Origin of the sequence: Bradyrhizobium sp. SZCCHNS1022, from assembly GCF_032484835.1 — a bacterium.
Taxonomy (GTDB): Bacteria; Pseudomonadota; Alphaproteobacteria; order Rhizobiales; family Xanthobacteraceae; genus Bradyrhizobium.
Genome location: NZ_JAUETT010000005.1, coordinates 1 through 13,158, shown reverse-complemented (window position 1 = coordinate 13,158; position 13,158 = coordinate 1). Strand labels below are relative to the sequence as shown.

7 protein-coding genes are annotated in these 13,158 nt (G+C 61.6%); 4 read left to right on the top strand and 3 right to left on the bottom strand.

The window, feature by feature from the left end; all coding sequences use genetic code 11:
* The first annotated feature begins 16 nt into the window (after window positions 1-16).
* Complete coding sequence (ccoG, locus tag QX071_RS25545; protein ID WP_315705455.1) at window positions 17-1,462, top strand: cytochrome c oxidase accessory protein CcoG; 1,446 nt, start codon at window positions 17-19, stop codon at window positions 1,460-1,462.
* A 21-nt stretch (window positions 1,463-1,483) separates the two neighbouring features.
* Here the strand turns inward: ccoG and QX071_RS25540 are convergent, their stop codons facing one another.
* From QX071_RS25540 to QX071_RS25530, 3 genes are all read right to left on the bottom strand, one after another.
* Window positions 1,484-2,356, bottom strand: coding sequence for an MFS transporter (locus QX071_RS25540; RefSeq protein ID WP_315729490.1), 873 nt, complete (start codon window positions 2,354-2,356; stop codon window positions 1,484-1,486).
* Window positions 2,326-2,622, bottom strand: a complete 297-nt coding sequence (locus tag QX071_RS25535) for a hypothetical protein (RefSeq protein ID WP_315705489.1) — start codon at window positions 2,620-2,622, stop codon at window positions 2,326-2,328. Before QX071_RS25535 ends, QX071_RS25540 begins: the two co-directional genes overlap by 31 nt.
* Before the next feature lie 345 nt (window positions 2,623-2,967).
* Complete coding sequence (locus tag QX071_RS25530) at window positions 2,968-3,720, bottom strand: thioesterase II family protein (RefSeq protein WP_315705456.1); 753 nt, start codon at window positions 3,718-3,720, stop codon at window positions 2,968-2,970.
* Window positions 3,721-4,048: 328 nt separating this feature from the next.
* Between QX071_RS25530 and QX071_RS25525 the strand changes: the two genes are divergently transcribed.
* From QX071_RS25525 to QX071_RS25515, 3 genes are all read left to right on the top strand, one after another.
* A complete protein-coding gene (locus QX071_RS25525; protein WP_315705457.1) occupies window positions 4,049-4,264 on the top strand; it encodes an MbtH family protein in 216 nt (71 codons plus the stop codon).
* Window positions 4,265-4,488: 224 nt separating this feature from the next.
* Entirely contained in the window at window positions 4,489-6,900 is a 2,412-nt protein-coding gene (locus QX071_RS25520; protein ID WP_316172171.1) for an AMP-binding protein, read from the top strand.
* A 205-nt stretch (window positions 6,901-7,105) separates the two neighbouring features.
* The coding region (locus QX071_RS25515) for a non-ribosomal peptide synthetase (protein ID WP_315729489.1) at window positions 7,106-13,158 on the top strand (6,053 nt) is incomplete at its 3' end.

Below are 13,158 nucleotides of genomic sequence, written 5' to 3'. Positions count from 1 at the left end.
GATAACGAGGAGCAAGATGGTTGATTCAGGCGATACCTATATCGTCGGCCCGCTCTACAAGGCGCGCGAGAAGGTCTATCCGCAGGCCGTACACGGCCGCTTTCGCCGCATCAAATGGACGATCCTCTGCATTGCGCTCGGCATCTACTACCTCCTGCCTTTCGTACGTTGGGATCGCGGCCCAGGTTTGCCGAATCAGGCGGTGCTGATCGACTTTCCGCACCGCCGCTTCTACTTCTTCTTTATCGAGCTGTGGCCGCAGGAGGTCTACTACTTCACCGGTCTTCTCATCCTGGCTGCCGTGGCGCTGTTTCTGATGAATGCGGTGGCGGGCCGATTGTGGTGCGGCTATCTGTGTCCGCAGACGGTCTGGACCGATCTGTTTTACGCGGTCGAGCGCTGGGTCGAAGGTGACCGCCGTGAGCGAATCCTGAGCGATAAGCGGGGTTGGACCGTCACCCATGTGCGTCAGGTTGCGACCAAGCATTTCCTCTGGCTGATGATCGGCTGGTGGACCGGCGGAGCTTGGGTGCTCTATTTTGCCGATGCGCCGACTCTGGTGAAGGAACTCGCGACCTTCCAGGCGCCATTCCTGGCCTACCTCTGGATCGGCATTCTCACCGCCACGACGTATACCTTTGCCGGTCACGCCCGCGAGCAGGTCTGCATCTATATGTGCCCGTGGCCCCGGATCCAAGCCGCCCTGACGGACGAATGGGCGCTCAACGTCACCTACAAGCGCGACCGCGGCGAGCCGCGTATGTCGGTGAAGAAGGCGGAGGCGGCGCGCGAGCACGGCGAACCCGCCGGTGACTGCATCGACTGCCATCAATGTGTCAATGTGTGCCCGACCGGCGTCGATATCCGCAATGGCATTCAGCTCGGCTGCATCCAGTGCAGCCTGTGCATCGACGCCTGCGATACCGTGATGAAGCAGATCGAACGGCCGACAGGGTTGATCGGCTATGACACCGACATCAATGTGCAGCGGCGCATGGAGGGGAAGCCGGCGATCTATCGTCTGATTCGTCCGCGCACCGTCATCTACGCGAGCTTCATGGTCATTGTCGGCGGCATCATGCTTTATACGTTGGCCACGCGCGGTACGCTCGGCGTCAATGTCCTGCACGAGCGCAATCCATTGTTCGTCCAGCTTTCGGACGGCGGGGTGCGCAACGATTATACGGTGCGCTTGCTCAATAAGCGTGCAGCGCGCAACGTTGTGCTCGAGGTCAACGGTCTGCCCAATGCGAAGATCTCTGTCGCGGGCGTCGAACGTGCGGCGGATGGCCGCATGATCGTCGAGGTCGGTCAGGACCAGACCCGAGAGATCCGCATGTCGGTGCAAGCATCGAGCTCCGACATCCCCCCGGTGCCGCTCGACATCGAGATCAGGGCCACCGATCCCGCGACCGGAACTACGGCCATTGCGCATGATCACTTCGTTCCGCCGACGCGATAACGCCGGTGCGAGCAGCCTGGGCTAATACTGCTTGACCGCGGCGCCGAGCGCGACCAACACGAGCGTGGCGAGGAGGCCGAGGCCACCCAGGACAAGAAAGGTGGACGAATAGCCGATCCAATGCGCCACCCAGCCGCCTAGCGCGGGACTGAATGCGGCGCCGACGCCCTGAACAGTGATGACGGCGCCTTGGGCGAGATTGACGCGGCCCGTTCCGTAAAGTGAGCGGGTCGCCATGCCGGGCACCGCGACACTCTGCAGGCCGGTGCCGATGCCGTCGAGCACCTCGACCGGAACGACACCCCCAGCCATTGAGGAGCCAGGCAAGGATTCCCCGCAGCGCAGGACGAGAAACGAGACCAGCAGGATCAGCCAATAATTTCGCTTCTCCGCGATGCGCATCGCCACAATGGATGCAACCACCATCACACCCTGGGCGATCACGATCGTGGTTGCGACGAAGCTCGGGCCATTCGCCTTACCATTCGATACGGCTGAGATGCCGTAGAACGGAATGATGGCGGCGTTGCCGAGTTGAAACACCGCGAGTGCGAGCCCGAGGACCAGAAGCGGCTTATGCCGAAGCAGCACCGTAAGCCCGCTGGGCTGACTTTTCGGGTCATCTTCGTTGTTGCCGCGCGCGGCATGATCATTGATGGACCCAGGCCGGATCAGCAGCACGCAGGCGACGGTGATTGCGCCGAATAGCGCCGACAACGCGAACACCGAGAAGTAACCCAGCTTCCAGCCCAGGAGCCCGGACGCTGCTGCGCCGATCATGTTGCCGGAACGCTTGAAGGCCTGGTTGCGACCGTTCTGCCGGTTGAAGCCTTTCTGTCCGACCATGCCGAGCGTGATCCCGGTCACGGCAGGAACGATCGCGGCACCGGCGATCGAGGTCGCAATCTGCGAAGCGGCGACGGCCCAGAAATTCTGCGAAAGCAGGATGACGAGGAGCCCAGGACGACAGCTATTCCGGGGACGATCACCCAGGCGCGCTTGTGGTGCGAAGCATCGATAAATCCGCCGATGGGCGTGGTGATCAACATGCCCGCGACATTGCCGATACTCATGGCCGTTCCGATCACCCCACTGGTCCAGCCGCGCTCGACTAGAAACACGCCGAGGAAGGGACCGATTCCCGATTGCATGTCGGCCATGAAGAAGTTGACGGCGAGCAGGGGCCACAGGCGAGCCGATAGGCTATCGCGTGGCGGTCGCCGGCTTTCAGACATCGATGTAAAGGTCCCGACTTCTGGTTAGAGCTGCGTGATCGATAACGATATACGCCCGGTCGGGTTCAACATCGATGCAGTGACGCTCTCGTTCGTTGGACAGCGTGGCGGGTCTCGGGCCAGCGCGGAAGTGTTCGGAGATCGGGCTGAGAGCAAATGTTCCGCTCAACTGTTCAGCCCGAATGCGCTGTTAAGTCGCAGGGCTGGAATTCGTTGTAGACTTGCGGCCTGCACTGGCCGGGGGAGGCGGGGCCGACCGGCTCGGGGGACTCAAACTTGCACCACGGTCGAGGCCTGGAGCAGATCGCGCTTCAAGTGCGCGACAACGCTGTCCGCGCAATCACTGACAAAGAAATGACCACCCGGAAACATGCGAACCATGCATCGACTGGTTGTCTCGGCTTGCCAGGCGAGAAGCGAGTCCTTGCTCGTGTCGCTGTCGGTTAGTCCGCCATAGGCTGCGATCGGAACCGATAAATACGGACGATGGGCCGGTCGGTAGGTCTCACAGGCGCGAAAATCGGCGCGCAGAATCGGAAGCATCAGATCGAGAAGATCGGGTACGTCAAAGATTTCCGGCGGCGTTGCGCCGAGCCCGTGAAGATGGGCGAGGAACTCTCTGTCGGGAGCATTGTGTAGCGGAGGAGTCACTGGTGGAACTCGCGGCGCGCGATGTCCACACACGATGAGAAGGGTAGGCATCTTGAGACCGTGCTTTGCAAGTGCGTGACATGTCTCGAAGGCAACAAGGCTGCCCATACTATGACCGATCAGCGCGTACGGACCGTCTTTTGAGCAACTGATTTCTTCGACTGCAGAGTCGGCGATCTGTTCGATCGTGTCGAGCAGTGGTTCGTTGATCCGGGTTCCGTGGCCGGAATATTCAAAAGTGCAAACATCGATGCCGGGCTGCAACAGCTTCTGCCAGGAGCGAAATAATTTTCCGGTTCCACCTGCATGAGCGAAACAAAAAAGTCGAATGGGCATTGATGGGGTTCGCCCAAGAGGCGCTGCGTTGAACATCGGTGTCAACTCTCCAGTGCTGCCGCTGATCGTATCATCAACTGTAATGTCACGTTGCGCCGATAGTCATCGATCTGTCGTACTGACGCGCCGGACTCGCGGGATCGCTATGGCATATTTCAATTCCGTATTGTCGATAATCACGCCGTAGCAACCATAGGTCGCATCATTAGAATTGTATTTAGTTCATCGAACACGACGATATGATCATGCGTGCCACTAATTCGTACATTTGTTGGGGCATGCATGACGAGACGGGTGCTAACTACACGCGTCGCTGTTCTTTGCGCACGATGATCTGGCGGGCAATAGAAGTGAGACGTTTCGAATGACTCTGACAAACGAATCAAATGAAGAGATCTTTCTCGTTGTGATGAATGACGAAGAGCAATACTCGATCTGGCTTGCCGAGAAGCCGGTTCCCGCCGGCTGGCGAGCGGTGGGCAAGCGTGGTTCCAAGGCGGAGTGTCTGGAGTACATCGAAGCCGTCTGGACTGATATGAGGCCGCTTAGTTTGCGAAAGCGGATGGCTGAGCGCGCATGACGAGCGACGAGATTTCGGTCAGCTTGGAATCGTGATGCGATCCAGGGTCGAATACCGGAATCCGTCCGCAGGGTCTGTGTTGTTTGCGAATCCCGGAAAGATACGCGTTCGCGGTGCGTAATAGTGCCGTCAAGATGGAGCGCTAATCATGGGTGCAGCTGGTTGGTCAAACGTCCGGACTAAAGGGGCGGTGACATATCCTGCCGGTCATGTTGCGGTCTCTCATGTTGCTCGGCGCGGGCGGCTGGCGCTTGTGGAGACTCGTCGCGCTCTTTCCGAATCGAGGATCTCGCCGATGGCGGATCCGCCAAGAGGCTCCATGTAGCCTCCACTCTGCGTCGGAAGTCTGTGGGAGCCACCAGTTCCGGCGCGATCCATTGATCATGCTCAGCGTCCGATCACCGGTTGCCGATGATCGAGGCGATGAGCCGCTGCGCGCCCTCAGGCCATGGTGCGCGTCGTTGATGAGTTCGGCCGGGGAGCAGATGTCGATGACGAGTTCGAGCAACGCAGTCGCGAGCAATGCAGTCACGATGGTTGAAGCGTTGCGACGCAATGCCAAGCATATGCCTGAACGGCTCGCGTTGCGCTTCCTTCCAGCGTCATCGGCGCGAATCGATCTGAGCTTTGCGGAACTCGATCTCGCAGCGGCTCAACTGGCAGGGAGTCTGAGGACGAATGGTATAGGTCGTGGCGATCGCGTCCTTATGTTCTATCTCCCCGGGATCGATTTCGTGATCGCGTTCTTCGCAGTGCTCTACGCTGGCGCAGTTGCTGTGCCTTTGAGCCCACCTCGGCGATCGGGAAGTAGTCGGGTCATCGCAGGCTTGATCGACAATGCGGAGCCGACTGCGGTTCTGACGTCATCGCAACTGGCGCCGCGCATCAGCAGCATCCTGTCCGAATTGGGGTGCTCTGTCGGAACGCTCGTGACCGATCAGCTTCCTCCGGACGGAGCCGCGAACGACGATATCGTGATGCCCGACCCGGACGAGATCTGCGTACTTCAGTATACTTCCGGCTCGACCGGAAGTCCTCGCGGCGTCATGGTGACGCATGGGAATGCCGCGCGGAACGCCTGGTTGCTCGGCAAGCAGACCGCGCTGCACGGTCAGTCGGTGTGGGTCAGTTGGGTACCTCACTTTCACGATCTCGGCCTGTTCGGCGGCATCTGCACGCCAATCTATCATGGTATCACGTCGGTTCTGATGCCGCCGGCTGCGTTCGTGGCGCGTCCGGTACGATGGCTGGAGGCGATCTCGCAATATGGCGGCACGGTCAGCATCGCACCAAATTTCGCCTACGATCTTTGTCTGCGTCAGATTACGGAACAGGAATGCGCCGAGCTCGACTTGCGTCATTGGACTGTCGCCGGATGCGGCGCCGAGCCCATCAAGCTGCAGACCATGGAAGATTTTGCCGAGCGTTTCGGGCCTTATGGATTGAAGCGCCAGGCGATGTGCCCGTTCTACGGGCTCGCGGAGGCGACGCTGCTGGTGTCCGGCGGTCCGGTCGGATTGGGGCAGACGGCCACCGTCGTCTCGTCCGCAGCAATTCGCCGGAAGGGTCTGAAGCGCGCGCAAGGTCTGCATGACGAATACAGCGTTCCGTCTAGCGGCCGTCCATCTCCCGAACATCGTATTCTGATCGTCGATCCCGAGACGAAACAGAGATGTGCATCGGAGATGGTTGGTGAGATCTGGATCGACGGTTCGACTACGGGGGCGGGCTATTGGCGCAATCCAGAGGAGACTGCGCGTGTTTTTAACGCCCGTCTTGCGAGCGGAGAGGGGCCGTTCCTCCGAACGGGCGACCTCGGCTTCATGCAGGATGGTACACTTTACGTCAGCGGCCGGATCAAGGATGTCATGATCATCCGCGGCCAGAATCTCTATCCGCAGGATCTTGAAGCCGCGGCGCGGCAGACGGCGTCCGATATTGCGGATGCCGCCGCGTTCACTGTCGCCGATGAGGCGACCGAACGTGCGGTGCTGGTGATTGAGGAGGCCAGGCGCCCCATCGGCGACGCTGGGTCTCTTATCGAGCAGGTGCGTGCGGCAATTTCCGCCGCCAATGGCATTGAACTCGACCGCGTCGTGTTGACGCATCATCGCGCGCTCCCGAAGACCTCGAGCGGCAAGATCCAAAGGTCCAAAGCGCGCGAGATGCTGCTCGACGGAACCTTGCCCGTGCGAATGGAGTGGTGCGCAGAGGATGATCTCTCATCGGCGGGCAGTGATCGAATAGACCCGATCGAATTGATTCTCAGAATGAGGGATCAGGATGAGGCCGATCAGATTCGCTCGATCGAGAACTACCTTGGCCATATCTTTGGCGAACTGATCGGATTGAATGCCGATGATCTTGATCGTCGTGAATCCCTTATGGCCTTAGGCGTGACCTCGCTCGGGTTGGTGCGGGTGAAGAGCAAGCTCGAGACTGATTTCATGATGCAGATTGATTCAGCAATGCTGTGGCATGAGAGTAACTGCGCCAAGATGGCGGAGCAGCTGCACGCTCGGCTGCGTACGTCTCCGCTTTGGGCAAATGCGGATGTGCTGCAACGCCTGGCCGATGAGGTCGCCCAGATGGGCGACGAGGACGTCGCGCGCGAGTTGGGCTCGCAGGCGGTCTGACCAGCCGGCGCATTGTGCAGGTCCGCTATTCGTCGAAGAACCGCGCATCCAACTGGCGCGCAGAGCGTCGATAGCGCAAGCCCATACCGGTAATCACGATCTGAGATCGCGATTATCCAATCTAATGGCCGATGCTTGAATTGATGCCGCACGACGCGGCGCTTCAGGCGAAGTGTTCGAGCTTAGGAGCAGACGACCAATGGATTTGTCTACGCCGGAGACCACGCCCCAAGCCTCGCCAATTAAAGCAACGTTAGGTCGCAGAAGAGAGTTGTTGCGACTGAAGCTCAAGCGCGGCCTTGAGCATCTATCCAGCGGAATTTCAAAGGTGCCGCGGGGCCATCTGCTACCTCTTTCGTTTGCACAGGAGCGGCTGTGGTTCCTTGACCGGCTGGGCCGGCTGGGGCCGGCCTATCACATCGGCCTCACGGTTCGCCTGAAGGGGCCGTTGAATTCCGCGGCGCTTTCGGCGGCGCTGACTGAGATCGTACGGCGGCACGATAGCATCCGGACTCGCATCGTGATGCGGGATGGCGTTGCCTGTCAGCTGATCGATCCGCCCTGGCGAATCGATCTTGTTGCCGATCAGGTCGCATTGGCCGATGCAATATCGCGGGCGCGCCGATTGATCGAGCAACCGTTTGACCTCGCTCATGATCGATTGTTGCGCTGTGATCTTTTTGCGCTTGGTGATCAAGACTACGTCCTTGCGCTCTCGATGCACCACATCATTTCCGATGGCTGGTCGGTCGGTGTGTTGTTCCGCGAACTCGCGACCCTTTATGCGGCCTTTTCCGCGGGCCGACGCTCGCCGCTGCCGGATCTGCCGATTCACTACGTGGACTATGCGGTGTGGCACCGCGAATGGGTGTTGAAGCGCGTGCTCCAGCCGCAGCTGGCGTATTGGCGCGACCGGCTGGCGGACGCGCCGGCGGGGCTGGATTTGCCGATCGATCGCCCGCGTCCCGCCGCGCAGAGCTTCCACGGCGCAACGCATCGGTTCGTGCTCGATCGCGAGCTGTCCAGTGCGCTGGCGGCAATGGCGCGCGGCGAGAGCGCGACATTGTTCATGGTGCTATTGGCAGGCTTCAAAGCAGTGCTGGCGCGGTGGAGCGGTCAAACCGACATCGTCGTGGGAAGCCCGATTGCAGGCCGCGCAGGCGCTGAGACGGAGCAATTGATCGGATTCTTCGTGAACATGCTGGCGCTGCGCAGCGATGTCGCGGACGATCCATCGTTCCGAGCTCTGGTACGGCGCGTCAAGCAGACGGCGCTTGGCGCCTACGCACATCAGGACCTTCCGTTCGAGCAAGTGGTCGATGCGTTGCAGCCGGTCCGCGAACTCAGCCGACATCCGATCTTTCAGACCGTGTTTGTCCTGCAGGACGTCTCGCTGGAGCAGATGAAGCTTCCAGGCCTCAAGATCGAACGCTTCGATGATGAGCAGACGGCGGCCAGGTTCGATCTCGAGCTCGCGATGACGGAAGTCGGCGGGCAACTGGTCGGCTCGCTCGTCTACGCGACGGATCTGTTTGATGTCACGACAGCGGAGCGCTTCGCGTCTCACTTCGTGCAGCTGCTCAAGGGGGCGGTCGCCGCTCCCGACACGCGGCTCTCGCAATTGCCGCTGTTGTCGGAAACGGATCGCGGGAAAGTCCTGGGCGACTGGCATGCGACGCCGGCGGTGCAGTCCGCGTATCGCACGTTGCACGAGCTGTTTTCCACGCAGGCGGCGCTGGCACCGGACGCGCCGGCGTTGATCCGTCACAGCGAACAATTGAGCTATGCAGAGCTCGACGCCCGCGCCAATCAGCTTGCGCACTATCTGCGCAAGCGTGGCGTCGGTCCCAACATCGTCGTCGGTCTTTGCCTCGAACGCTCATTCGACATGGTGATCGGGGTGCTCGGCATCCTGAAAGCGGGTGGGGCCTATTTGCCGCTTGACCCCAACTATCCGACCGAGCGGCTTGCCTACATGATCGCAGAGTCGCGGACGCCGCTGGTGCTCACCCACGGCACGCTCGTCGATCGGATACCATTCAACGATGCCATGGTGATTCGCCTCGACGAGGCCTGGTCCGAGATCGCCTGCCTGCGGTCCGATGCGCCCGCCGTTCCCGTCGACTCTGCAGATCTGGCCTATGTGATCTACACGTCAGGTTCCACCGGGTGGCCGAAGGGTGTCATGGTCCCCCATGCCGGCGCGACAAATCTGGCGGAAGCTCAGCTCGCGCCGCTGCAGATCGCCACTGGAAGCCGCGTCCTGCAGTTTGCCTCCTTCAGTTTCGACGCCGCCGTGTGGGAATTGATGATGACCTGGCGCACCGGCAGCGCGCTGGTCATTGCCGACCGTCGTGAGATGCTGCCGGGCGAACCGCTGCGCATGCTCTTGCAGCAGCAAAGGATCGCCGTCGTTCTGCTGCCGCCCTCCGCGCTGGCGGCTCTGAAAGGTGAATCCCTGCCGGATCTGAAGACGCTCCTCGTGGGCGGCGAGGCGTGCACCAGTGAGATGATTGCTCCCTGGCTCGGCGAGCGTATCGTGCTCAATGCATATGGTCCGACGGAAGCCAGCGTCTGCACCACCGTTTTCCGCTGCCTCGCCGATCGGCGCACGCCACCGATCGGCCGCCCTTTGGCTAATACGCGGACCTATGTGCTCGACCAACATTTCGAGCCGGTTCCGATTGGCGTACCCGGCGAGCTCTATATCGGCGGGGCTGGATTGGCTCGCGGCTATCTGTTCCGGCCCGGCCTGACGGCCGAGCGGTTTGTGCCGAACCCGTTTGTGCCTGGCGAACGGATGTATCGCACCGGGGATCTCGTGCGCTGGCGCGCCGACGGCGAGCTCGAATATCTCGGCCGGCTCGATCATCAGGTCAAAATTCGCGGCTTCCGGATCGAACTTGGCGAGATTGAGGCCGCGCTGCGGTCGGAGCCTTGCGTGGAGCAGGCCACCGTGATCGCCCGCGAGGACGTGCCAGGCAGCAAGCGGCTGGTCGCCTATGTCGTGCCCGATCTTCGACGGCTCAAGGCCGAGCGGCGGCAGGTCACCGTCGACGGCGACGATAGCGTTGCGCAATGGCAGACCTTGTTCGACGAGACATACGGTCTCAGCCCGGAGGCGAAGGCGCCAAGTTTCATCGGCTGGAACAACAGCTACACCGGCGCGCCGATCCCCGAACCGGAGATGATCGAATGGCTCACGACGACGGTGCAGCGCATCGCGGCGTTTAGGCCTGACCGTGTTCTGGAGATCGGTTGCGGCGTCGGTCTTCTTCTTCAGCATCTCGCGCCGATCAGCCGCCTCTATCGTGGCACGGATATCTCGTCAGCAGCGATTGACGGCTTGCGGGCGTGGGCGAGGGAGCGGAGTGAGCTCGCCCATGTCGAACTCGCGCAGCGCGAGGCCACGGCCCTCTCAGACATGGCGCCGGTATCCGTCGATACTGTCGTCATCAATTCGGTCGTGCAATATTTTCCGGATACCGACTACCTGCGCGACGTGCTCGCGGGAGCCTCGGCGCTCGTTGCTGACGGCGGCCGGATCTTCGTCGGCGACGTCAGGCATTTTGGTCTGTTGCCTGTATTCCATGGTTCAATTCAGGTTGCGCGTGCGCGCGCAGGATCGCGCGCCGAAGAGATCAAGAGCCGGGCCGCCACTGCAGCCAAGCATGAGACGGAGCTCGCGATCGATCCGGCGTTCTTCTCGGCCCTCCAGGATGGGATTGCACGGATCTCAGCTGTCGAGATCCTGCTCAGGCGCGGCCATTTCGACAACGAGCTGACTCGCTATCGCTACGACGTGGTCCTGCATATCGGAGGCAAGAAGCCGCAGGCGGCCGCGCAATCGATGGACTGGACTGGATGTTCGCTGGTCGAGCTCGCCGCTATCCTCGCCGAGCAGAGACCCCCAAGTGTCGCGGTGCTGCACGTGCCAAATCGACGGCTGGCGCAGGATCTCACGGCGTCGCAGTGGCTGGAAGCCAGCGAATCCAACGCCAGGATTGGCGAACTGATGGCTGCCGATGGCGTGCCGACCGGCGAGGATCCTGAAACCTTCTGGGACATCGGCGAGCGGTACGGCTATGACGTGCGCGTGAGCTGGACCTCCGCTTCGGCCGATGGTTGCTTTGACGTCGTCTTTGTCGACCGCAGCCGTTGTGATGGGCCGGTCCAATTGCCGCAACCCTCGTGCCGCCCCGATCGTGCCTACGCCAACGATCCCGGCGCGGCCACGCTGACGCATCAACTCGGCCAGCGCCTGCGCCAGTCGTTACAGCGACGATTGCCGGATTACATGGTGCCGGCAGCGATCGTGATGCTCGATGCGCTGCCACTGACGCCGGCCGGCAAGATTGACCGCAATGCACTGCCGGCGCCGGAAGGGCGGCCTGAGATCGGCCGGTTCGTCGCACCGCGCACGCCGAGCGAGCAGATACTTGCGTCGATCTGGTGCGAGATCCTCAAGCTCGATCAGGTCGGGGTGGAGGATAATTTCTTCGAGCTCGGCGGCGACTCGATCCAATCGATTCAGGTGGTGGCTCGCGCCAACCGGGCGGGACTGAAGCTCACGTCGCGGCAAATTTTCGAGCACCAGACCATTGAGGCGCTTGCCGCTGCGGCAGGTGCCGGGGCGGTTGTGACGCGCGATGACGCTGTCGAGCGCGAGCCGAACTCGCTGCACGAAAGCCGGAACGCTGATGGGCTGCCGGATGGAGTCTCTCGGCTTGTGGAGGTCTCCCAAGGAGATCTCGATCGCGCGCTCGCGGCTGTAGGGGGCCCTGATCGTGTCGAAGATGTCTATCCCCTGACTCCGACCCAGCAGGGCATGCTGTTCCACAGCGTCTATGAGCCGCAATCCCGCGCCTATGTCACGACGTTGAGCTGTCGCTTGCTCGGGGACCTCGACATCGAGGCATTCCGAGCTGCCTGGGAGCTCTCGATCGGACGACACGCGGTGTTGCGCAGTGTCTTCGTCGGACAGGATCTTGCCGTGCCGCTTCAGGCCGTGTTGCGCGACACCGCGCTGCCATTCACGTTTCATGATTGGGAAGGTCTTTCGGCCGCCGAGCAGACGGCGCGACTGGCAGAATTGGAGCATGCCGAATGTGCACGCGGCTTCGATTTCGTGCGCGCGCCGCTCATGCGCCTGTGTCTTGTTAGGCTCGCCGGTCGCGACCATCGGTTCGTGTGGTGCTGCCATCATATCTTGTTTGACGGCTGGTCGATCCCGATTCTGCTGAACGAGGTATTCGCCGTCTATGGGGCGCTGCGCCGAGGTGAGCAGGCGCAACTGGCGCCTGCACCTCCATTCCGCGACTACATCTCCTGGCTGCAGCGCCAGGAGATACCGGCTGCAGAAGCCTATTGGCGCGAGCGCCTCGCCGGCTTCGACGCGCCGACCTCCCTTGGATTCGGGCATGCGGCAGGCGTGGCGTTCGACGGGGATCGTTATGCCGAGTACGACGAAGAGTTGCCGATCGCCCCGGAGGTGTTGGAGAGCTTCGCGCGCCGGCACCGGCTGACCCTCAACACGCTGGTGCAGGGGGCCTGGGCGCTGCTGCTCGGCCGCTACGGCGACAGCAATGACGTGGTGTTCGGCGTCACGGTGTCGGGCCGTCCGGCCGAGTTGCCTGAGGTGGAGCGTACGGTCGGGCTGTTCATCAACACCTTGCCGCTACGCGTGCCGTTGCCGAGCGAGGCGCGCGTGCTGGACGTTCTGGAGGAGGTGCAGGCGCGGCAGAGCGAGCTGACCGACTATCAGTATAGTTCGCTTGCCGAGGTGCAGCGCTGGAGCGAGCTGCCGGCGGCAACGCCGCTGTTCGAGAGTATCGTGGTGTTCGAGAATTACCCGGACGAGATGTCTGCGGGAGGTGCGGATCATGCGGTCCGCGTTGATATGATCCGCGCGGTCAACCGCATCAACTATCCGCTCGCGCTGCAGGTCGCTGTCGGCGAGACGCTGGCGATGAAGATCATGTACGACGGCGGGCGATTTGACGGCGATGCGATCGCGCGTCTGGCCTGGCATTTGCAGCACTTGCTGAGCACGATCGTGGCCGATGCGGACCGGCCACTCTCGGCGCTGTCGCTATTGAGCGATGCCGAGCAGCAGCAGGTGGTGAGCGCATTCAACGCCACGGCGGCGGGTACTCCGCAAGGGCTATTGCATGAGCCGTTCGCGATCCAGGCGGCGCGCACGCCTGACAGAATCGCGCTGCGCTTTGCGGACGCCACCTTGAGCTACGGCGAGCTCGA

Coding starts and splice junctions, on each gene's coding strand:
- QX071_RS25525 (WP_315705457.1), top strand. CDS start 4,049: ATGACTCTGACAAACGAATCAAATGAAGAGATCTTTCTCGTTGTGATG.
- QX071_RS25530 (WP_315705456.1), bottom strand. CDS start 3,720: ATGTTCAACGCAGCGCCTCTTGGGCGAACCCCATCAATGCCCATTCGA.
- QX071_RS25520 (WP_316172171.1), top strand. CDS start 4,489: ATGTTGCTCGGCGCGGGCGGCTGGCGCTTGTGGAGACTCGTCGCGCTC.
- QX071_RS25535 (WP_315705489.1), bottom strand. CDS start 2,622: ATGGCCGACATGCAATCGGGAATCGGTCCCTTCCTCGGCGTGTTTCTA.
- ccoG (WP_315705455.1), top strand. CDS start 17: ATGGTTGATTCAGGCGATACCTATATCGTCGGCCCGCTCTACAAGGCG.